The 20,802-nt window shown below is 67.1% G+C and carries 22 protein-coding genes; 9 read left to right on the top strand and 13 right to left on the bottom strand.

Annotation, left to right across the window (positions count from 1 at the left end; all coding sequences use genetic code 11):
- Nucleotides 1-56: 56 nt before the first annotated feature.
- Nucleotides 57-995: an arginase gene (rocF, locus tag KYC_RS20175; protein WP_008165812.1), complete on the top strand. Its 939-nt coding sequence runs from the start codon at nt 57-59 to the stop codon at nt 993-995.
- Nucleotides 996-1,019: 24 nt separating this feature from the next.
- Here the strand turns inward: rocF and KYC_RS20170 are convergent, their stop codons facing one another.
- Nucleotides 1,020-1,760: an IclR family transcriptional regulator gene (locus tag KYC_RS20170; protein WP_008165811.1), complete on the bottom strand. Its 741-nt coding sequence runs from the start codon at nt 1,758-1,760 to the stop codon at nt 1,020-1,022.
- A 231-nt stretch (nt 1,761-1,991) separates the two neighbouring features.
- Here KYC_RS20170 and KYC_RS20165 point away from each other — a divergent pair, with 231 nt between their 5' ends.
- The gene (locus KYC_RS20165) at nt 1,992-3,200 is read left to right on the top strand and encodes an ABC transporter substrate-binding protein (RefSeq protein WP_008165810.1); all 1,209 of its coding nucleotides are present in this window, start codon (nt 1,992-1,994) and stop codon (nt 3,198-3,200) included.
- A gap of 64 nt (nt 3,201-3,264) precedes the next feature.
- The gene (locus KYC_RS20160) at nt 3,265-4,326 is read left to right on the top strand and encodes an alcohol dehydrogenase (RefSeq protein WP_008165809.1); all 1,062 of its coding nucleotides are present in this window, start codon (nt 3,265-3,267) and stop codon (nt 4,324-4,326) included.
- Between the two features lie 26 nt (nt 4,327-4,352).
- On the opposite strand, the gene KYC_RS20155 is transcribed toward KYC_RS20160, so the two are convergent.
- Together KYC_RS20155 and parS are read right to left on the bottom strand one after the other, a co-directional pair.
- Nucleotides 4,353-4,865, bottom strand: a complete 513-nt coding sequence (locus tag KYC_RS20155) for an RES family NAD+ phosphorylase (protein WP_008165808.1) — start codon at nt 4,863-4,865, stop codon at nt 4,353-4,355.
- Nucleotides 4,862-5,347 (bottom strand): type II RES/Xre toxin-antitoxin system antitoxin, encoded by a 486-nt coding sequence (gene parS / locus KYC_RS20150; protein ID WP_008165807.1) that lies wholly within the window; start codon nt 5,345-5,347, stop codon nt 4,862-4,864. Before parS ends, KYC_RS20155 begins: the two co-directional genes overlap by 4 nt.
- 197 nt (nt 5,348-5,544) lie before the next feature.
- Between parS and KYC_RS20145 the strand changes: the two genes are divergently transcribed.
- Both KYC_RS20145 and KYC_RS20140 read left to right on the top strand, forming a co-directional pair.
- Nucleotides 5,545-5,922, top strand: a complete 378-nt coding sequence (locus tag KYC_RS20145) for a DUF423 domain-containing protein (protein WP_008165805.1) — start codon at nt 5,545-5,547, stop codon at nt 5,920-5,922.
- 53 nt (nt 5,923-5,975) lie between these two features.
- Complete coding sequence (locus tag KYC_RS20140) at nt 5,976-6,884, top strand: DMT family transporter (protein ID WP_008165803.1); 909 nt, start codon at nt 5,976-5,978, stop codon at nt 6,882-6,884.
- Nucleotides 6,885-6,938: 54 nt separating this feature from the next.
- On the opposite strand, the gene KYC_RS20135 is transcribed toward KYC_RS20140, so the two are convergent.
- Nucleotides 6,939-7,577 (bottom strand): glutathione S-transferase family protein, encoded by a 639-nt coding sequence (locus KYC_RS20135; protein ID WP_008165802.1) that lies wholly within the window; start codon nt 7,575-7,577, stop codon nt 6,939-6,941.
- A 5-nt stretch (nt 7,578-7,582) separates the two neighbouring features.
- On the bottom strand, nt 7,583-8,746 hold the full coding sequence (locus KYC_RS20130) for a PQQ-dependent sugar dehydrogenase (RefSeq protein WP_008165799.1): 1,164 nt from the start codon (nt 8,744-8,746) through the stop codon (nt 7,583-7,585).
- A 150-nt stretch (nt 8,747-8,896) separates the two neighbouring features.
- Between KYC_RS20130 and KYC_RS20125 the strand changes: the two genes are divergently transcribed.
- The gene (locus KYC_RS20125; protein ID WP_008165797.1) at nt 8,897-9,508 is read left to right on the top strand and encodes a glutathione S-transferase family protein; all 612 of its coding nucleotides are present in this window, start codon (nt 8,897-8,899) and stop codon (nt 9,506-9,508) included.
- Between the two features lie 39 nt (nt 9,509-9,547).
- Here the strand turns inward: KYC_RS20125 and KYC_RS20120 are convergent, their stop codons facing one another.
- Entirely contained in the window at nt 9,548-10,516 is a 969-nt protein-coding gene (locus tag KYC_RS20120; protein ID WP_008165795.1) for a LysR family transcriptional regulator, read from the bottom strand.
- Nucleotides 10,517-10,635: 119 nt separating this feature from the next.
- Between KYC_RS20120 and KYC_RS20115 the strand changes: the two genes are divergently transcribed.
- Genes KYC_RS20115 through cuyB form a run of 3 tightly spaced genes read left to right on the top strand, consistent with a single transcriptional unit; the run spans nt 10,636 to nt 13,834 of the window.
- On the top strand, nt 10,636-11,613 hold the full coding sequence (locus KYC_RS20115; protein WP_008165793.1) for a Bug family tripartite tricarboxylate transporter substrate binding protein: 978 nt from the start codon (nt 10,636-10,638) through the stop codon (nt 11,611-11,613).
- Nucleotides 11,614-11,622: 9 nt separating this feature from the next.
- Complete coding sequence (locus tag KYC_RS20110) at nt 11,623-13,074, top strand: N-acyl-D-amino-acid deacylase family protein (RefSeq protein WP_008165791.1); 1,452 nt, start codon at nt 11,623-11,625, stop codon at nt 13,072-13,074.
- Between the two features lie 16 nt (nt 13,075-13,090).
- Nucleotides 13,091-13,834 (top strand): cysteate racemase, encoded by a 744-nt coding sequence (gene cuyB / locus KYC_RS20105; RefSeq protein ID WP_043519004.1) that lies wholly within the window; start codon nt 13,091-13,093, stop codon nt 13,832-13,834.
- A 97-nt stretch (nt 13,835-13,931) separates the two neighbouring features.
- On the opposite strand, the gene KYC_RS20100 is transcribed toward cuyB, so the two are convergent.
- The 7 genes from KYC_RS20100 to proC all read right to left on the bottom strand — a co-directional run bounded on the left by KYC_RS20100 (nt 13,932) and on the right by proC (nt 20,715).
- The gene (locus tag KYC_RS20100; protein ID WP_008165786.1) at nt 13,932-14,633 is read right to left on the bottom strand and encodes an ABC transporter ATP-binding protein; all 702 of its coding nucleotides are present in this window, start codon (nt 14,631-14,633) and stop codon (nt 13,932-13,934) included.
- Nucleotides 14,633-15,400 carry a high-affinity branched-chain amino acid ABC transporter ATP-binding protein LivG gene (gene livG / locus KYC_RS20095; RefSeq protein ID WP_008165784.1) on the bottom strand — a complete coding sequence of 256 codons (768 nt, stop codon included), beginning with the start codon at nt 15,398-15,400 and terminating at the stop codon, nt 14,633-14,635. The genes KYC_RS20100 and livG overlap by 1 nt, the downstream gene beginning before the upstream one ends.
- Complete coding sequence (locus KYC_RS20090; RefSeq protein ID WP_008165782.1) at nt 15,397-16,632, bottom strand: high-affinity branched-chain amino acid ABC transporter permease LivM; 1,236 nt, start codon at nt 16,630-16,632, stop codon at nt 15,397-15,399. Before KYC_RS20090 ends, livG begins: the two co-directional genes overlap by 4 nt.
- The gene (livH, locus tag KYC_RS20085; RefSeq protein WP_008165779.1) at nt 16,632-17,558 is read right to left on the bottom strand and encodes a high-affinity branched-chain amino acid ABC transporter permease LivH; all 927 of its coding nucleotides are present in this window, start codon (nt 17,556-17,558) and stop codon (nt 16,632-16,634) included. The genes KYC_RS20090 and livH overlap by 1 nt, the downstream gene beginning before the upstream one ends.
- Nucleotides 17,559-17,749: 191 nt before the next feature.
- The gene (locus KYC_RS20080) at nt 17,750-18,865 is read right to left on the bottom strand and encodes a high-affinity branched-chain amino acid ABC transporter substrate-binding protein (RefSeq protein WP_008165777.1); all 1,116 of its coding nucleotides are present in this window, start codon (nt 18,863-18,865) and stop codon (nt 17,750-17,752) included.
- A gap of 465 nt (nt 18,866-19,330) precedes the next feature.
- Complete coding sequence (locus KYC_RS20075; protein WP_008165775.1) at nt 19,331-19,885, bottom strand: queuosine precursor transporter; 555 nt, start codon at nt 19,883-19,885, stop codon at nt 19,331-19,333.
- Entirely contained in the window at nt 19,882-20,715 is an 834-nt protein-coding gene (proC, locus tag KYC_RS20070) for a pyrroline-5-carboxylate reductase (RefSeq protein ID WP_008165773.1), read from the bottom strand. The genes KYC_RS20075 and proC overlap by 4 nt, the downstream gene beginning before the upstream one ends.
- Nucleotides 20,716-20,802: the final 87 nt, after the last annotated feature.

Here is a 20,802-nt window from a genome sequence, read left to right as displayed (position 1 = left end):
CGTCTGGCGCGGCCGGCGCCGCGCAGACCCTGTACCTGCACTCGGGAGCACGCCACTTGCAGAACAACGCCACCCTGCCCATCCACGTCACCCTGATCGGCGCCCCCACCGACATCGGCGCCGGCGCGCGCGGCGCGTCCATGGGTCCGGAAGCGCTGCGCGTCGCCGACCTGGGTCCCGTCATCGAAGCCCAGGGCTTCCAGGTGACGGACCGCGGCAACCTGTACGGCCCCGCCAATCCCTGGCTGCCGCCGGTGGACGGCTATCGCCATCTCGACGAAGTGGCCGCCTGGAACCAGGCGGTGCACGACGCCGTGTTCGAAGAACTCTCGCAGGACCGCCTGCCCGTCTTGCTGGGCGGCGACCACTGCCTGGGCATCGGGTCGATCAGCGCCGTGGCGCGCCATTGCCGCGCCGCCGGCAAGAAGCTGCGGGTGCTTTGGCTGGACGCGCACGCCGACTTCAACACCAACACGCTCACGCCCACCGGCAATATCCATGGCATGCCCGTGGCCTGCCTGTGCGGCAACGGACCCGCGCCGCTCATCGGCATGTCGGGCCAGACGCCGGACATTGATCCGGCCTGCATCCGCCAGATCGGCATCCGCAGCGTGGACCCCGGCGAGAAGCGCCTGGTCCACGAGGCCGGGCTGGAAGTCTTCGACATGCGCTATCTGGACGAGATGGGCATGCGCGCAACGATGCAGGCCGCGCTGGCCGGGCTGGACGCCGGCACCCACCTGCACGTGAGCTTCGACGTGGACTTCCTGGACCCGGAGATCGCCCCCGGCGTGGGCACAACCGTGCTCGGCGGCCCCACGTACCGCGAGGCGCAGCTCTGCATGGAAATGATCGCCGACACCGGCCTCATGCGCTCGCTGGACGTGGTGGAACTGAACCCCGCCTTCGATGTGCGCAACAAGACAGCCGAACTGGCCGTGGACCTGATCGAAAGCCTGTTCGGTAAGTCCACGCTGGTGCGCCGCGGCCCCTGAACGCCTGGTTGCGCCGCGGCTCGTCTACCCCTCGCGGTCCCGCCGGATAGCCTCGGCGGCTTCGCGCAGGCGGGCCAGGTTGGATTCGCGCTGTTCCCACACGCGATGCGTCGGGCCCGCCATGCATAGCGCGTACCATTCGCCGCCCAGGTCCAGCGCCACCGCCAGCCCCGTCAGGTCCGCCACGCTCTCTCCCACGTTCGACGCCCAACCCTGCGCGGCGACCCGTTCCACATCGGCCAGCAGCGCCTCACGCGTGGTCAGCGTGCGGTCCGTGTAGCGCGTGTACTGCGCATCGGCCAGCATGTGGTCGCGATCGGCGGCCGCCAGGCGCGCCAGGATCGCCTTGGCGACCGAACTCGTGTGCAGCGGCCGGCGCTCGCCCGGCCGCGCCGCGTAATGCACCGGCTGGTTGGCCTGGACCACGTCCAGGAACAGCACGCCGCCGTCCTGGATCTTGCCGAGCATCACGGTTTCATTGACCGCATCGCGCAGCGCTGCCAGCCGCGGCCGCACCAGGTCCAGCCAGGGATCGCCCGCCAGGATCAGCGCGGCAAGACTGTGCAGCCTGGCCGTGGGGTAATACCCGGCGCGGCGCCGCACCTCGTACAGGTAGCCCCTGGCCACCAGCGTGCGCACCAGCGCCAGGCAACTGGACATGGGCGCGCCCAGGCCCTGGGCCAGCTCGGTCAGCGGCATCGGCCGGCGCGTCTGCGCAAACAGTTCGATCAGATCCAGTGTGCGTGCGACTAGCTTCACTTCCACGGCGTCGGCCCTCCTTGCGTGGCGTATCCCCGCCCCGTTTCCCGCAATCGAAGTAGGTATTCCACCCTGTTGACTTTTCATGTGGCGGTACATAAATTCTTGCACAGGAATTTACATTCACCAATAAGAAATAAATTTCAGCCGGCTGGAGAACCGGCGCCCCCGGCAAGTGGTATCGCGTCATCAATAACGTTCAATAATCGGCCCGCAAACGGGCTGGGAGAGAGACAGATGCGTATCAAACCCGTGTTGGCGGCCCTGGCCGCCGCCCTGGCCGCCTGCGCGGCCCAAGCCCAGTCCGATGTCGTGCGCCTGGGCGTTTCCAACGACCGCTCGGGCATCTATTCCGACCTGGGCGGGCTGGGCTCCGAGATGGCCGTGCGCATGGCCGTGGAAGATTTCGGCGGCAAGGTGGCCGGCAAGACCGTCGAAGTCGTCGGCGCCGACAACCAGAACAAGGCCGACGTCGCCTCGGCGCTGGTGCGGCGCTGGTTCGACACCCAAAGCCTGGTGGCGGTGGTGGACGGCGGCGCCAGCTCTGCCGGCCTGGCCGCGCAGGGCGTGGCGCGCGAAAAAGGCGGCACCGCCCTGATCAGCGGCGGCTTCGCCGGCGATTTCAGCGGCAAGCAATGCAGCAACCTCAGCACGCAATGGGCGCCGGATACCTACGCGCTGGCCAATGCCGTGGTCAAGAGCGTCGTGGAAAGCGGCGGCAAGTCCTGGTACTTCATCACCACGGATTACGTGTTCGGCAAATCCCTGGAAGGCAACGCCAGCCGCTTTGTGCAGGGCGCCGGCGGCAAGGTCGTGGGCAGCACGCGCCATCCGCTGGGCGCGCTGGATTTCGCGTCGTTCCTGGTCCAGGCGCAATCCTCCAAGGCCGACGTGGTCGGCCTGGCCAGCGCCGGCGGCGACCTGGTCAACCTGATCAAGCAGGCGCAGGAGTTCGGACTGGCGGGCGGCAAACAGCGCATGCTGACCTTTCTGACCTTCATCAACGACGTGCAGGCGATGGGCCTGCCCGTGGCCCAGGGGCTGACCTTCCCCACCGGCTTCTACTGGGACGCCGACGAAGACACGCGCGCCTGGACACAGCGCTGGCAAAAGAAAATGGGCGTCACGCGCGCGCCGTCCATCGTGCAGGCATTGAGCTACGTGGCCACCACCCACTACCTGCAGGCCGCGCAAGCGGCAGGCAGCTTCGACGGGGCGGCGGTCAACCAGAAAATGCGCGAATTGCCCATCACCACCAAGCTGATCAAAAATGCCCGGGTGCGTCCCGAAGATGGCCGCATCATCATGGACCTGTATCTGGTCGAAGTGAAAAAGCCCGCCGAATCCAAGTACCCGGGCGACTTCTACCGCATCCTGTCCACGGTGCCTGGCGAAAAGGTCTTCGTGTCGCTGGCCGACAGCGAATGCCCCCTGGTCAAGAAGTAGATTCCTCCGCGGCGCCGGGCTCCCGCCCGGCCGCCGCGCGAAGTACACACAAAGGAGACATCCCATGAAGTGCTATTGCGTCGTCAATTTCCGCGAACCCCTGCAGGAAATGGACCAGCCCACGCCCACGCCGCAAGGGTCGCAGGTGCTGCTGAAGGTCCGGGCGGCCGGCGTCTGCCACAGCGATATCCACTTGTGGGAAGGCGGCTATGACCTCGGCCAGGGCCGCACGCTCTCGCTGAAGGACCGGGGCGTGTCGCTGCCCCTGACCATGGGCCACGAAACGGTGGGCGCCGTCGCCGCAGCCGGGCCCGAGGCCCAGGGGCTCTCGGCCGACCGCAACTATCTGGTCTATCCCTGGATCGGCTGCGGCAAGTGCTCCTCGTGCGCGGCCGGCATGGAAAACCACTGCACCGCCCCTGCCTGCCTGGGCGTACACCGCGCCGGCGGCTACGCCGACCACATCCTGGTGCCGCACCCGCGCTACCTCATCGACATCGGCGACCTTGAACCGGCTCAGATCGCGCCCTATGCGTGCTCGGGCCTGACCACCTACTCCGCGCTCAAGAAGATCGGCGCCGACATCTACCGCGAGCATCCCGTCGTCATCTTCGGCGCGGGCGGCCTGGGCCTGATGAGCCTCACCCTGATCAAGGCGCTGGGCGGCGCGGGCGCCATCGTGGTCGACATTGATCCGGCCAAGCGCCAGGCCGCACTGGATGCCGGCGCGCTGGCCGCGATCGACGGCGCCGCGCCCGACGCCGCGCAGCAGATCATCAAGGCGGCGGGCGGCAAGCCGGTGCAGGCCGCCATCGACCTGGTCGGCGCGCCCGCCACCACGTCGCTGGCGTTCGACTTCCTCACCAAGGGCGGCAAGCTGGTCATCGTCGGCCTGTTCGGCGGCGCGTCGTCGTGGCCCATCGCGCTGATCCCGATGAAGGCGCTGTCGATTATCGGCAGCTACGTCGGCAACCTGGCCGAATTGAAGGAACTGATGGAACTGGTGCGCGCCGGCAAGGTGCCGCCGATGCCGGTGCATCGCCATGCCCTGGCCGAGGCCGACAGCGTGCTGGCGTCGCTGCGGGCCGGCAAGGTGGTCGGGCGGGCTGTGCTGACGGTGGCGTGACAGGTACGCGGCTGCGCCGGCGGCGCCTAGGCCGGCCGCAGCCGCGGATCGTAGATGAAGCGCTCGCGCCGCACGACCACGATGTTCTCCGCGTCGGGATGCGCGGGATTGATCAGGAAATTGCAGTCCGGCACCCCGCGGTGCGGCACGATGGCGCTGGGCAGTTCCAGCAGCGCCGACACGCCCGATTCGACCCAGTTGTCGCCCACGGCCTGCGAGGCTTCGGCAAAGGGCACGGCTTCCCAGAACGGATAGTCTTCCTGCAGCTGGGTCAGGGTCAGCGACTGGCGCGCTTCATAAACGGCCTGGGGCACGGCCACTTCGATCAGGTAACGGTTAGCCTGCTCGGACGCGCGGGCGGCGAAATGCACCACGGTTTCCAGGACCGCCAGGGCCACGCTGGACGATGCGTAGACCACCGGCGTGCCCGGGCTGTTGTAGCGCCCGCCCACGGCGGCGGCCCCTGCTCCGCTCAGGTCGTCAGCCCGGTATGTGCCCGCCGTCGTGCCGATGCGCCACAACGAGACGAAATCCGTCATGCGTAGACGCCGGCGGCGGCCCGGGCCAGCGTGTCTTCGACAATGCGGCTGCTGGCGTCGGAGGTCAGCAGGGAAAGCGGCTTGACGTTGCCCAGCGCGGGCACCGGCGTATTCAGCCACAGCACCGCTTCCTCGTCGCTGCCCAACACCTGACGCGCCACGCGGGCAACCCGCGCGACGCGGGCCAGGCGGTCGGATTCGCCCAGCGGCAGCGCCTGGCCCTCGCGCGTCCAGCGCGACAGCGACGCCGCCTTGACCTCGGTGATGGCCATGATTTCGGATTTGGGGACCTGCAGGTAGTCGGCGGCGTCGTCGACCATCTGGGCCGGCAGGCCGCGCCGCACGTCGCGCGCGATGTCCGTCAGGGGGCTATCGACCAGCCCGCGGAACAGCTGCTTGGCCCGCGCGGCCCCATGGCGCGGCGGCCGCTTGGCGCTTGCGCCGCGCTTGGCGGGGGATTTGTCGGCTAAGGCGATGGTCATGGTGCGCTCCTGGCGCCGCGGCCCTTGGGCGATGCGGCTGGAATTACCAAATTGAATTTATAATATCCCATTTGGAAATTCGCACGCAAGGCCGCCGGCGGCCCGAGCGTTGACGCTCCGGCGCCCCGCCATGCACCAAGTTTGGGCCTATCATAGGCGGCGGCAAATTCCCCATCGGCAACTTACAAGGACTGGCAATGACGGACCGGCAGCTCACGATACTCGCGGCATTGAATCTGATGGTGGCGGTGGGCGCCGGGGCATTCGGCGCCCATGGTCTCAAGCGCATGCTGACGCCCGAACTCCTGGCCGTCTGGCAGACCGGCGTGATGTATCACCTGATCCACGCGCTGGGCCTGTTCATCATCGCGCTGCTGGGCGCGCGCTTGGGGTCGCCCCTGTTGTCCGCGGCCGGCGTGGTCATGTTCGTCGGCATCGTGCTGTTTTCGGGCAGCCTGTACGTGCTGTCGCTGACCGGCACGCACTGGCTGGGGGCCGTCACGCCATTCGGCGGCACCGCCTTCCTGGCCGCGTGGGCCATGGTCGCGCTGGCCGCGTACCGCGCCCAACCCTGAATCGTCCTTTCCCTAGTCCCGGCGGCAGGAACCGCCGCCCCTGCAGGTTTCAGATGTCCTCCTCCACCGCATTACCCGCCGCCCGTGAATCTTCCGCCGCCGCAGGCATCGCCTGCGTGGCGGGCGGCATTTTCTTCCTGACGCTCAGCGACGCCAACGCCAAATGGCTGGGCGCGCACTACAACCCGCTGCAGATCCTGTTCCTGCGCGCGCTGATCGCGCTGCCCTTTGTGACCGCGCTGGCGCTCTGGCTGAGCGGACGCCGCGTGCTGCGCACCACCCATATCGGCCTGCACCTGACGCGCGGCGCCATCAATGTCGTGTCCGCCTGTTGCTTCTACCTGGGCCTGCGCGCGCTGCCGCTGGCCGAAGCCACTGCCATCGCCTTCGCCGCCCCGCTGTTCGTCACGGCGCTGTCCGTGCTGATCCTGAAGGAACGCGTGGACGGCAAGCGCTGGCTCGCCGTTTTGGCCGGTTTCATCGGCGTATTGATCGTGGTGCGCCCGGGCACGGAAACGTTCCAGGCCGCCACCCTGCTGCCTCTGACCACCGCCCTGCTCTATGCGGTCATGATGATCACGGCACGCGGCATCAACCGGGCCGAAGGCATGCTCACCACCACGTTCTACATCGTGGTCGGGCAAGTGGTCTGCAGCGCGGTCGCCTTGCCCTGGGTCTGGCGCGAGCCCGCGCTTGAGCACCTGCCCTACTTCGGCGCGATCGCGCTGTTCAGCACCCTGGGCCTGGCGCTGATCACCCAGGGATTCCGCATCGGCCCCGCGTCCGTGGTCGCGCCGTTCGACTACACGGGCCTGATCTGGGCAACGATCCTGGGCTGGCTCATCTGGCGCGAAGCGCCCGACGCCTACGCCTACCTGGGCGCCGTGTTCATCGCCGGCAGCGGCGTCTACATCGCGGTGCGCGAAGCACGCGGCAAATCGCGCCGGCGCGCCGCAAGCTAGGGAAGATCTGAACCAGCCGCCGCGCCGCCCGCATCTGCAGCCCCCGGCGCCGCGCTATTCACTGGGCGGCGGAAAGTGCCGCTGCAGCACGCGCGCCACGTTGGGTTCTTGCGCCGCTTCGCGCGCCACGGCCGTCAGGCCCGGGCACATCGTGCCGAACCACGATGGCCCCGGGCGCCAATGCGTCATGACAGTCACATACAGGTCCAGCGCGGAAAAGCGCCGGCCCAGCATGTGCGGGGCGCCCGCCTGGCGCTCCAGTTCCTGCCAAAGCTCGGCGCGGCGCGTATGCACCCGTTCGCGCAGCAGGTCGGCCGGCGCGCCCTCGGTCGTCCACTGGGGCGGATCGTCCCCGTACGTGAACGTGGGGTAGACCGCAGCCACCAGCCGCACCAGCAGATTGAGAAAGCGCGCCCGCTCCGGCTTGTCCGGCGGCGGAACCAGGCCCGCCTGCGGCGCCACGTCGTGCAGGTGCAGGATCATCGCCGCGCTTTCCGTCATGACCTCGCCATCGGGCAGGACCAGCGTGGGCACCTGCCCCAGCGGATTCAGGTGCAGCAGGCGGTCGCGTTCGGGACCTGGCTTCAGGTACGGCACGTCCGTCAGGGTGTGCGGCACATTCGCCAGCACCAGCGCCATCTCGACAATGGCTGAGCCGCAACCCGCGGATCCGATCAATTCGTAGGAACTCATGGCAGTCACCCTCCCGATTCCGCCGGGGCCAGCCGCAGCAGCTCGCCCGGCGAGGCGTCCGTCAACACGTACAAATAGCCGTCCGGCCCCTGCCGCACATCGCGGATGCGGCTCTTGCGGTCGACCAGCAGCGTTTCCTGCCCCACTACGCGATTGCCGTCCAGCGTCAGGCGGATCAGGTTGCGGTTCGCCAGCGCGCCGATGAACACCGACTTGTTCCAGGCGGGAAAGCGGTCCGCGTTGTAGAAGGCCATGCCGCTGATCGCCGGCGACTTCGGCCACCAATACAGCGGCGGCTCCGTCCCGGCCAGGGTTTCGCCCTTGGCCTCCGGAATGGCCAGGCCCGAATAATTGATGCCGTATGTGGCCAGCGGCCAGCCGTAGTTCTTGCCCGGCTGCACCAGGTTGATCTCGTCGCCGCCGCGCGGCCCGTGTTCGTTTTCCCAGAGCTCGCCAGACCAGGGGTTCAGCGCCATGCCCTGCGGGTTGCGGTGGCCATACGACCAGATTTCCGGCCGGGCCCCGGCCTTGCCGACGAAGGGATTGTCGGCGGGCACGGAGCCGTCGACGTTGAGCCGCACGACCTTGCCTTGCAGCTTGTCCAGGTCTTGCGCGGTGGGACGCTGGTTGTTTTCGCCCAGGGCGATGTACAGATGGCCCTTGCCGTCGAACACCAGGCGCGACCCGAAGTGCAGGCCCGACGACAGTTTGGGTTCCTGGCGGAACAGGACGCGGAAGTCCTGCAGCCCGCTCGCGTCGTCGGCCAGCCGGCCGCGGCCCACCGCGGTGCCGCTCTTGGAGCCGTCCGATTCGGCGTACGACAGATACACATAGCGGTCGTTGGCGAAATCGGGCGACAGCGCCACGTCCAGCAAACCGCCCTGGCCGCTTGCGGCCACCTTGGGCACGCCGGCGAGCGGCTTGGAAAGGCCGCCCGGTGTGCGCAGCAGGCGCAAATTGCCCGGACGCTCGGTAATCAGAATGCCGCCGTCCGGCAGGAACGCCATCGACCACGGATGATCCAGTCCGCCGACGATGGGCGTGACCCGTGCGGCCACCGATGGCGGCTCCTGCGCTGTGCGCGCGGCGGCGGGCGCCATTGCGCACGACAGGGCCAAGGACAGGATCAAGGGGATTGCGCGCGTGCTCGCGGCGGTGCGTGACTGCATGGACATCTCCGGCGGCGACAGGTTGGAAGGCGGGCGGGGAAGGCATGACAGGGAGGCGCATTGCGCCCCGCGGCAGGCATACCGCGTTGGCGTACCATAGCGCCCTGGGACGGGGGGTCTCCCGTCCTAACTCTCAGGAGCCCACATCTCATGAAACTGTACTACATGCCCGGCGCGTGCTCGCTCGCTTCCCACATCGTCCTCGAATGGATCGGCAAGCCTTACGAAGCGCACAAGCTCAGCCGCGACGAGCTCAAGGCTCCGGAGTTCCTGAAGGTCAACCCGCTGGGCGCCGTGCCCGCACTGACCGATGGCGATTGGGCCATCACGCAGAACGTCGCCATCCTGGAGCACCTGGCGGAACTGGCGCCGCAAAGCCCCCTGCTGGGCGACGGCACCGCGCGTTCGCGCGCCGAAGTGCGCCGCTGGCTCGGATTCATCAATTCCGACATCCACAAGACCTTCTCCATGATCTTCGGCGCGCAGCGCTACTTGAGGGACGAAGCCGCGCAAAAGGAGTTAGCCGCCTCCGCCTCCGCGCTGCTGACCAAGCTGTTCGCGCAACTGGATGCGCAACTGGCCGGCAAATCCTATCTGGCCGGCGGCGCGCCGTCGATCGCCGACGCCTACCTCTACGTCGTGCTGCGCTGGGCGCGCGCCAAGGAAGTGGACCTGTCGGGCCAGGACAATCTGGCCGCCTTCTTCAAGCGCATGGAAGAAAACGCCGGCGTGAAGGCCGCGCTGCAGGCCGAAGGGCTGTAACGCAAGACCAGGGCGCCCGTCCGACTTCGGCAAGGCGCCCTATTCCAGTTGCCCCGACGCGGCCACGCCGGGCAGCGCCTGCCCCTCCAGCGTCTTCTTCACCGCCGCCAGAAAGCGCCGCGCCAACAGGGGCGGCGCGCTCAGGTTGGAATGCGTGGCCCAAATCTCCACGCTGGCCTCGGGCGCGATCGGACGCAACGTCATGTGCGCCGCCTGGTCCGGCGTGACGCACCACGCGTCCACCAGCGCCGGCCCCAGCCCCTGCTGCACGAACGAACAGGCGGTCACGGGGGAATGCACCTCTACCGCCGCCGCGCAGCGCGGCCCCTCGCCGAAGAACGGCCCGAGGGCCCGGCCCAGCGGGGTGTCGCGCGGATACCCGATCCACGCCGCGGACGAGAAATCCTCGGGCAGCACCACGTCGTGGCTGGCCAGCGGATGGCCCGGCGGCAGCACGCACACGACGGGCACCCGCGCCAGCCTGACCGAGGTCAGGTTCGGGTGGTCGGGCGGCTGCATTGATATGCCAATGTCCGCCTGACCGGACAGGAAGTACGCCGCCAGTTCGTCGAAGGTCACGCTGCGGTAATCGACCCGCGCATCCGCATTGCGCCCGCGAAAGCGCTCCAGCGCCATGGGAATCAGGCGCTGGCCGAAACTGGCGCTGGCCACGATCTTCAGCATCCCCGCGCCCGACTGTCCCAGGCTGGCGGCCAGGTCGTTGACCCGCTGGATGCCGCCATACACCTGCTCGACTTCGGCATACAGGCGCCGCGCCTCGGCGGTGGGCGACAGCCGGCTCTTGACCCGCTCGAACAGCCGATAGCCCAGGCGGCTCTCGGTCAGGGCCAGCACCCGGCTCACCGCCGGTTGCGACACGTGCAGCATGCGTCCCGCGCCGCTGATCGAACCCGCCATCATGATGGCCCGGAACACTTCGATCTGGCGCAGGTTCAACGGCCGTCCGGCGCTGGGGCCGACCTCGTCGGCATAGGCGTCCGCATTCATTTTTTTCCCCTCTGGCAATAACGCGGGATTATAGGTTTTGGATATTTTTCGATGACGCAGTGCCGCAAAGCCGGGTGTAACCTGCCCTCCTCGACAAAACAACACCGGGGAAATCCACCATGCGCAGCAAACTCTTCCACACATTTTCCGTGGCGGCGCTCAGCGTCGCCCTCGTCGGCACGGCCGCGGCCGCCGGCTACCCCGACAAGCCCATCACCTTCGTGGTGCCGTCCGCCGCCGGCGGCTCGCCCGACGTGCTGTCGCGCCTGATCACCACGCAGATCGCCCGCGACACGGGCGCCACGATGGTCATCGAAAACCGCCCCGGCGCCGCCGGCAACATCGGCATCGCGCTGATCAAGCGCGCCGCGCCCGACGGCTACACCGTAGGCTACGGCAACATCAACACGCTGGCCGTGAACCGCTCCCTGTTCAAGCGCCTGCCCTACGACGTGGACCAGGACCTGAAGCCGGTCGCGCACATGTTCGACCTGTACAACGCCCTGATCGTCCCGGCGGATTCGCCCGTCAAGAGCGTGCAGGACCTGATCGACCGCGCCCGCAAGGAACCGGGCCGCCTGTCCTACGGCGCATCGGGCGTGGGCACCACCGGCCACATGGGCGGCGAGCTCTTCAAGAGCATGGCCAAGCTGGATGTGATGTTCATTCCGTACAACGGCGGCCCCGCCGCCATCCAGGACCTGCTGGGCGGCCGCCTGGACTACCTGTTCGTCAACACGTCCGAGGCCACGCCGCTGGTCAAGAGCGGCAAGGTCCGCGCCATCGGCGTCAGCAGCCTGAAGCGCCTGCCGACGATGCCCGACGTGCCTACGCTGGACGAATCCGGCCTGAAGGGCTACGAGACCGTCGCCTGGGGCGGCGTGGTCGCGCCCAAGGGCACGCCCGACGACGTGGTGGCCACGCTGAACGCCGCCATCCAGAAGGCCCTGCAGGCCCCCGAAGTGCGCCAGGGCCTGGCCACGCTGGGCGCCGAGCCCGCCTCGGGCTCGCCGGCCGAATTCAAGCAGCTGATTGATCGCGAAACCGCCAAGTGGAAGCAGATCATCGACAACGCCGGCATCGAAAAACTCGACTGAGCACGCTTCATGACGGCAGACACCTTGCAGGCTGACTTCATCGTGGCGGGCGCCACGCTCATCGACGGATCGGGCGGCCCTGCCCGCCAGGGCGACCTGGCGGTGCGGGACGGGCGCATCGCGGCGGTCGGGGATTTCGCCCATCCCGCCGGCGTGCCGGTGATCGACGGCCGGGGCCAAGCCCTCGCGCCCGGCTTCATCGACTCGCACACCCACGACGACGGCTACCTGCTGGCGCATCCCGACATGCTGCCCAAGGTGTCGCAAGGCATCACCACGGTCGTCACCGGCAACTGCGGGATCAGCCTGGCGCCCCTGGCGCGCACGCAGATCCCGCAGCCCTTAGACCTGCTGGGCCCCGCAGAGCTGTTCCGCTTCGGCACGTTCCGGGCCTGGATGGACGCGCTGCGCGCCACCCCGGCCGCGGTCAACGTGATACCGCTGGTGGGGCACACCACCCTGCGCGTGGCCGTCATGGACGACACATCGCGCGCAGCCAGCGAACCGGAACGCGCCGCCATGCGCGGCCTGATGCAGGAAGCGCTGGACGCGGGCGCGTTCGGCGTATCGACCGGCACCTTCTATCCTCCGGCCAGCGCGGCCCCCACCGACGAGATCATCGACGTGTGCCGGCCGCTGCGCGGCCGCGCCGGCATCTACGCCACGCACCTGCGCGACGAAGCCGACCACATCGTGCCGGCCATGGAAGAGGCGCTGCTGATCGGCCGCGAACTCGACTGCCGCGTGGTGTTCTCGCACCACAAGCTGGCCGGCGAACGCAATCACGGCCGCACCCGCGAAACACTGGACATCATCAGCCGCGCGGCGGCGTCGCAGCCCGTCTGCCTGGACTGCCACCCCTACCCCGCGACGTCGACCATGCTGCGGCTCGACCGCGCGCGGCTTGCCAGCCGCACGATGATCACCTGGTCCAAGGGCTACCCGGAAGCCACCGGCCGCGACTTCAGCGAGGTCATGGCGGAACTGGGCCTGGACGACGAGGCCGCCGTGGCCCGGCTGGCTCCCGCCGGCGCCATCTATTTCCTGATGGACACCGCGGACGTCAACCGCATCTTCGCCCACCCCCTGACCATGGTCGGATCCGACGGGCTGCCCTTCGATCCGCATCCGCACCCGCGCCAGTGGGGCACCTTCACCAACGTGCTGCGCACGATGGTGCGTGAGCAGAACCTGCTGACGCTGGAATCCGCCATCCACAAGATGACCGGCCTGGCGGCGGCCCAATACGGCGTGGCCGGGCGCGGGCTGCTGCAGGAGGGGTATCATGCTGATCTGGTGCTGTTCGATCCCGCCACCGTCACTGACGCGGCCACTTTTTCAGCTCCCATTCAGGCAAGCCAGGGCATCCACGCCGTGTGGGTCAATGGCAGGCAGGTCTGGGACGGGGAACGAACCGGCGCCGAACGCCCGGGCCAAGTCCTGACGCCCGGTGATGCATGACCACGGAGTACATAAAGTGAAGACGTTTTCCCAGGGCTGCTACCTGGGTGTATTGGGCGGAATGGGGCCCATGGCCGGCGCGGCCTTCGCCCTCCGCCTGGCGGCGCTGACGCCCGCCTCGATCGACCAGCACCACATTCCCACGCTGCTGCGCAATGATCCCCGCATTCCCGACCGTTCCAGCGCCTACATGGCCGGCGGCGAGAATCCGCTGCCCTACATGGTCGAAGGCGTGCGCTTCCTGGAACAGGCCGGCGCGCAGCTCATCGCCATTCCGTGCAACACCGCGCATCTCTGGTTCGACGAGATCGCGGCGTCCACGCGCCTGCCCGTCCTGCACATCATCCAGGCTGTCATCGAAGACCTGCGCCGCCTGGGCCTGCCCCGCGGCCGCATCGGCCTGATGGGCACCGCCGCCACGCTGAAACTGGGGCTCTACCAGCGCCATCTGGAAGCCCAGGGCTACGAGTGCATCGTGCCCGACGACGACGAAGTCGAACGCTATTGCATGGGGTCGATCCGCGCCGTCAAGGGCAACCAGCTCGAAGACGCCTTTGCGCCCGCCGCCGAGTGCATTGCCCGCCTGAAGGCGCGCGGCGCCGACGCCGTGGTGCTGGGCTGCACCGAACTGCCGCTGGCCGTGCCGCACGCGCTGCGCCCCAGCCTGGGCGTGACGCTTACGGACTCCATCGACGCCCTGGCCCGCGCGGCGATCGCCCACTACCAAGCCGACCAGCCCGAACAGCTGATCGCGGCATAACGGAAGGCCTGCTGGCGACGGCCCGGCGACGGGACCGACCCCTCAAGCAAACGGGGCGCATCGAATGATGCGCCCCGTTTTTTTTGCCGCCAGGGGATCAACCGCCCAGATACGCCTTGCGGACCTTGTCGTTCACCAGCAGATTGGCGCCCGTGTCCTGCAGCACCACACGGCCGTTTTCCAGCACATAGCCGCGGTCGGCCACGCCCAGCGCCTTGTTGGCGTTCTGCTCGACCAGGAACACCGTGACGCCCTGCTCGCGGATTTCGCGGATGATGTCGAAGATCTGCGCGATCACCAGGGGCGCCAGGCCCAGCGTGGGCTCGTCCAGCAGCAACAGGCGCGGACGCGTCATCAGCGCCCGGCCGATCGCCAGCATCTGCTGCTCGCCGCCCGACATCAGGCCGGCGCGCTGGCTGGAGCGTTCCTTCAGGCGCGGGAACAGCCCGTAGACGTGGTCGATGCCGGCCTGGATCTCGTCGCGCTTGGAGAAAAATCCGCCCATCATCAGGTTCTCGGCCACGGTCAGGTCCTTGAACACCCGCCGCCCCTCGGGCGAAATGGCGATGCCATTGCGCATGATGTGGTGCGTGTCCTTGTGCGTGATGTCCTCGCCCTCGAACGTGATCTTGCCCTCGCGCGCCCGGGGGTTGCCGCAGACCGTCATCAGTAGCGTCGTCTTGCCCGCGCCGTTGGCGCCGATCAGCGTGACGATCTCGCCCTTGTTGACTTCCACCGACACGCCGTTCAGCGCCTGGATGGCGCCGTAGTACGTGTGTATGTTTTCCAGCTTCAGCATCATTCCTCCCCCAGGTACGCCTTGATGACGCGCTCGTCGTTGCGCACCTGCTCGGGGGTGCCGGTCGTGATGGGCTTGCCGTGCTCCATGACGAGAATGCGGTCCGAAATGCCCATGATCAGGCTCATGTCGTGCTCGATCAGCAGCACCGCGACGCCGAACTCGCGCCGCAACTGATCAATCAGGGACTGCAGATCGCGCTTTTCCTGGGGGTTCAGCCCCGCGGCCGGCTCGTCCAGCATCAGCAGGCGCGGCTTGGTGATCATGCAGCGCGCGATTTCCAGGCGCCGCTGGTGGCCATAGGCCAGGTTGCCGGCTTCGCGGTTGGCGAATTCGCGCAGACCCATGAAATCCAGCCATTGCGCGGCGCGCGACAGCGCGTCCGCTTCGGACTGGCGGTAGCCCTTCAGCTTGAGCAACCCTGGCAGCAGCCGCGCCTCGACCTGCGTGTGCTGCGCCACCAGCAGGTTTTCCAGCACCGTCAGCTGCTTGAACAGGCGCACGTTCTGGAACGTGCGCACCAGGCCGTGACGCGCCACCTTGTGGCTGGGCAGACCGGTGATGGACTTGCCGTCCATGATGATCTCGCCCGCCGTAGGGGCGTAGAAGCCGCCCACGCAGTTGAACACGGTCGTCTTGCCCGCCCCGTTCGGGCCGATGATGGCGAACACTTCGTCGGACTTCACCTCAAAGGCCACGCTGTCGACGGCCAGCAGGCCGCCGAAACGCATGGTGAGTCCGGATACTTTCAGCAATGCCTCGCTCATTTAGACAGCTCCACGTGGGGACGCTTCATGGGCAACAACCCCTGCGGACGCCACATCATCATCAACACCATCACCAGGCCGAACATCAGCATCCGGTACTCGGCGAACTCGCGCGCAAGTTCCGGCAGCACGGTCAGCAGGATGGCGGCGAGAATAACCCCGACCTGCGACCCCATGCCGCCCAGCACCACGATGGCCAGGATCAGCGCGGACTCGATGAAGGTGAAGGATTCCGGATTCACCATGCCTTGGCGCGCGGCGAAGAACGCGCCGCCGAAGCCGGCGAACATGGCGCCCAGCGTGAACGCCGACAGCTTGATCCGCGTGGGATTCAGACCCAGCGAGCGGCAGGCGATCTCGTCCTCGCGCAGCGCTTCCCAGGCGCGGCCGACCGGCATGCGGATCAGGCGCGTGGACACGAACAGCGTGATCAGCGCCAGAAGCAGCGCCATCATGTACAGATAGATCACCATGTCCTGGTTCTGGAATGTCAGCCCGAAGAATTCGTGGAACGTCGTGCCCCCTTCCGTGCTGGGACGGCGGGTCATTTCCAGCCCGAAGAACGTGGGCTTGGGGATCCCCGAAATGCCGTCCGGACCGCCCGTCAGCGTGTTCAGGTTGATCAGCAGCAGACGGATCATTTCGCCGAAGCCCAGCGTCACGATGGCCAGATAGTCCCCGCGCAGGCGCAGCACCGGAAAACCCAGCACGAAGCCGAACAGCGCGGCCATCGCCCCGGCGAACGGCAGCGCTTCCCAGAAGCTCCAGCCGCCCCAGTGATAGAGCAACGCGTAGGTGTAGGCGCCCACGGCGTAGAAGCCCACGAAGCCCAGGTCCAGCAGGCCAGCGAAGCCCACCACGATGTTCAGCCCCAGGCCGAGCATCACGTAGATCAGCACCAGCGTCGCGATGTCCACCGAACTGCGGCCCGCGAAGAACGGCCAGATCACCGCGATGGCCAGGACCAGCACCATGAGCGCCTTGTTGTTCTTGGCCGGCGCGGACGGCAAAGTCGGCAGTCCCGTCTTGAGCTTCTGGAACGGGATCGCCAGCCAGGGCCGCAGCAGCTGGAAGACAAACACGATCGCGGCGGCAATCGCCACCAGCGACCAGTTCGACTCCATCGTCGTGCGGGCGCCCTGGCGGATCAGTTGCAGGCCGAAGACCGGCGTGACGATGACCGCCGTCAGGACGGCCGCCATCGTGGCGTTTTTGAGATTGTTCTTGGACATCAGACTTTTTCCACCTCAGGTTTGCCCAGCAGCCCGGTGGGACGGAACAGCAGAATCAGGACCAGCAGCGAGAACGCCACGATGTCCTTGTACTGTGACGATATATAGGCGGCCGCAAAGGTTTCGGCCAAGCCCAGCAGCACGCCGCCCAGCATGGCGCCGGGGATGCTGCCAATACCGCCCAGCACCGCCGCCGTGAAGGCCTTGATGCCGGCCAGGAAGCCGATGAAGGGATTGAGCTTGCCGATGGTGATGGCGATCAGCACGCCGCCCACCGCCGCCAGGATCGCGCCCATCACGAACGTGAACGAGATCACGCGGTTGGTGTCGATGCCCAGCAGGTTGGCCATGTGCATGTCCTGCGAGCAGGCGCGCGACGCGCGGCCCATGCGGGAATACTTGATGAACAGCGTCAGCGCGATCATCAGCACCACCGTCACCACGATGATCATGATGCGCGAATACGGGATGGTGACGTCGAAGTCGGTTCCCATGTGGAACTGCACGGCGCCCGACACCAGCGAGGGCACGGCCATATCGCGCGCGCCCTGGCCCAGGGCCACCCAGTTCTGCAGGAAGATCGACATCCCGATGGCCGAGATCAGCGCCACCAGGCGGGGGCTGCCTCGCACGGGCCGGTAGGCGACCCGCTCGACCGAGAAACCGTAGATGCCGGTGACGGCAATGGCCACCAGCAGCATCGTCGCGATGATGAAGGGGGTCGGCAAGCCGCTGCCGGTGCCGATGGCGGTCAGGGTGACCAGGCCCACATAGGCGCCGATCATATAAATTTCGCCGTGGGCGAAGTTGATCATACCGATGATGCCGTAGACCATTGTGTAGCCGATGGCGATCAGCGCATAGATCGCTCCCAGGGACAATCCGTTGAAGAATTGCTGGGTAAGTTGGGGTATGAGGTCAGACATGATTCTCTTGCTCCAAATGGTTCCGGCCCCGGTTGAAAGACCCGGAGCCGGAAACCTGGGCGTATTTTATAAGGGCCTGCGGCCGCTGCCTTGCCGGCCGCACAGCGCTTTTGGCGCATCGCTACGCGGATTACGGCAAGACAGAGACGACAGGCCCTACACGCCGGCGGCATGCCGGCGGGATCGCGAGTTTACAGCTGGGTCTTCTTTCCGTCCTTGTCCCACTTATAGACGGCGAATTCAAAGTCCTTCAGATCGCCCTTGGCGTCGTATTCGACCTTGCCGATGCCGGTGTTGAACGTGGTCTTGTGCATGTAGTCGGCGACCTTGGCGGGATCCTCGCCCACGGCGTTGATGCTGTCGGCCAGGATCTGCACCGCCGCGTAGGCCGGCATCTGGAAGGCGCCGTCCGGATCGCGCTTGGCGTCCTTGAAGGCCTTGACGATGCTTTCGTTGCCCGGCAGCTTGGTGAAGTCGGCCGGCAGCGTGACCAGCAGGCCGTCGATGGCCGGGCCGGCGATGGCCACCAGATCCTGGTTGGCGGTGCCTTCCGGACCCATGAACTGAACCTTCAGGCCCTGTTCACGCGACTGGCGCAGCAGCAGGCCCAATTCGGGGTGGTAGCCGCCGAAGTAGACCAGGTCCACGCCCGCGGACTTGAGCTTGGTGATGATGGCCGAGTAGTCGCTGTCGCCGACGTTGATGCCTTCGAACAGGGCGACGTTGACGTTTTCCTTGGCCAGCGCGTCCTTGACCTGCGTGGCCACGCCCGAGCCGTAGGTCTGCTTGTCGTGCAGGACGGCGACCTTCTTGGGCTTGAGCGTCTTGGCGATGTAGCCGGCGGCGTACGGGCCTTGCTGGTCGTCGCGGCCGATCGTGCGGAAGAAGAAGTGCGGCTTGATGGTGTCGGTGACCAGCGGCGACGTCGCGCCCGGGGTGATGCCGACGATGCCCTCTTCCTCGTAGACCTTCACGGCGGCGACGGTCACGCCCGAGCACGCGTGGGCCACGGCGAACTTGGCGCCGGAATTGACCACGCGGTTGGCGGCGGGCACGGCCTGCTTGGGTTCGCAGCCGTCGTCGATCAGGATAGGTTCGAGCTTCTTGCCCTTGACGCCGCCCTTGGCGTTGATGGTTTCGATGGCGGTCAGCGCGCCGGCCTGGATCTGGTCGCCATATTGCGTGTTGGGACCGGTCATGGGCTGGGGAATGCCGATCTTGATCGTGTCGGCGGCGTGCGCGGCGCCAGCCAAGGCAAGTGCCCCAAGCGCCATGGCTACCGGGGTAAGGCGATTCAGAAACTTCATGCGGAGTTCTCCAGCGAGGTTTTGAGCGGCTCTGTCCAACGCGGTTTATCGGGAGAGTACCCCTGGGTCCGCATTGCCCGTCGCCGGCTTCTTGGGCAAAAACACGTGTGGGCGGTATTCTGAAAGCTAGCCGTCATACTGTCACTGCGTGTAATCCCCAATATTTTCCGAGACGCCATAAATCGTGACGCATGGGCGCCGCAAACCCGTGAAAACATGGGAGAAATCGCAAATTCAACGGCATTGAAGACTGGCGCCGGGCTGGGATTTGTGCTTGTCCATTTATATGAACAATCATTAATACGGCGTTTAAGTACGCATTTAAATACAGTACTTACACAGGTCTTACGGATAATCGCGGCGCATTAATAATTGGAATATTCGCCCCGCGACTTTTTGTGTTGTCCCAGGCGCAAAACTCGCCTTGCCGGGCAAGACGCCGGTGTCCGCCGGCGTCTGCGCCCCTCAAACGCTGGCCGGCCTGGCCAGGTTCCACATCAGCGCGCGGAACGGCGCCAGCATGCTGATATTGACGACCAGCTTGATCGCCAGATCGCCCATCATCCAGGTCACCCAGGGCGCGCCGCTGGCGGCGAAGGCCACGCTGAAGAACACGGCGGTATCCAGAATGGCCCCGAGCACGCCCGACGCCAGCGGCGCGCGCCACCAGCGCTGGTCGCGCAGCCGGTCAAACACCTGGATATCGACGAGCTGCGCGCAGATGTAGGCCAGCCCCGAGGCCAGCGCAATGCGCGGCGACGCCACCCACACCGACACCGCCAGCGCAGCCGCAAAGCCGAACCACACCACGCGACGCGCGGCGGCCGGGCCGAAGCGGCGGTTCAGCACGTCGGTGACCAGGAAAGCCACCGGATAGGACAGCCCGCCCCAAGTCAGCCAGTCATTGAGCGGCACCTGGACCAGGATGTTCGAGCCCACCACGACGACCAGCATGCACAGCACGGAAATTCCGAACTGCGTGCGCGTCATGGCCGGAAAGCGCGAGGTCGACGCATTCATTTGCCGAACTCCTCGGCCAGCTCGCGCGATCGGCGCGCGGCGGCCGCCATGGCGTCCTGCACGATGTCCGCAAAGCCGGCAGCCCCGAAGGCGTCCAGCGCGGCGGCGGTGGTGCCGCCCTTGGACGTGACGCGCTCGCGCAGCACCGACAGCGGCTCGGGCGATTCCGCAGCCAGCTGCGTGGCGCCGGCCAGCGTGCCCAGCGCCAGCGCCCTGGCCTGCTCCGCGGTCAGGCCGACCTTCTGTCCGCCGGCCACCAGCGCCTCAAGGAACAGGAATACATAGGCGGGCCCGCTGCCCGACAAGGCCGTCACGCCGTCCAGCGCCGCGTCGTCGGCCACCCAGACCACCTGCCCCACGCTGGACAGCAGCCGCGCGGCAAGTTCACGATCTTCCTGGCTGACACCCGGCAGCGCCGCCAGGCCGGTCGTGCCCGCGCCCACCAGGGCCGGCGTGTTCGGCATGCAGCGCACCAGGCGGCCGAACGGCGCCTGCGGCGAACCCAGCCAGCCGGCCAGCGTATCGGCGCGCAGGCCGGCGGCCACGCTGATCACCAGGGTGTCGTCTTGCAGCCACTGACGCGTGGAAGCCACAACGTCTTTCATGTTCTGTGGCTTGACCGCGAACACCCAAACGCGGCACCGCGCCAGGGCCTCTCCGGGGGCCGTCGCCGTGGTCATGCCGCGGGCCTGCCAGGCGGCGTGCGCATCCTGGTTTATGTCAATGACATGAATGTCCCCGGCGGCGCATACTTTGCCCGCCAGGCCAGCGGCCAGGGCGGCTGCCATATTGCCGCCGCCGATGAACGCAATCGAAAGTTCGTTTTTCATAGGCTGCGATTGTAAACGCTAGGCTTCCCAGGGAAGGATCGGGAAAATGTTCGTTCGCGCCTGAAACGCGCAATTTGACAGGCGTTT

This window comes from Achromobacter arsenitoxydans SY8 (genome assembly GCF_000236785.1).
Taxonomy (GTDB): Bacteria; Pseudomonadota; Gammaproteobacteria; order Burkholderiales; family Burkholderiaceae_B; genus Achromobacter; species Achromobacter arsenitoxydans.
The sequence above is the reverse complement of the archived record's forward strand: the minus strand, read 5'-3'. Positions and strand labels throughout refer to the sequence as shown.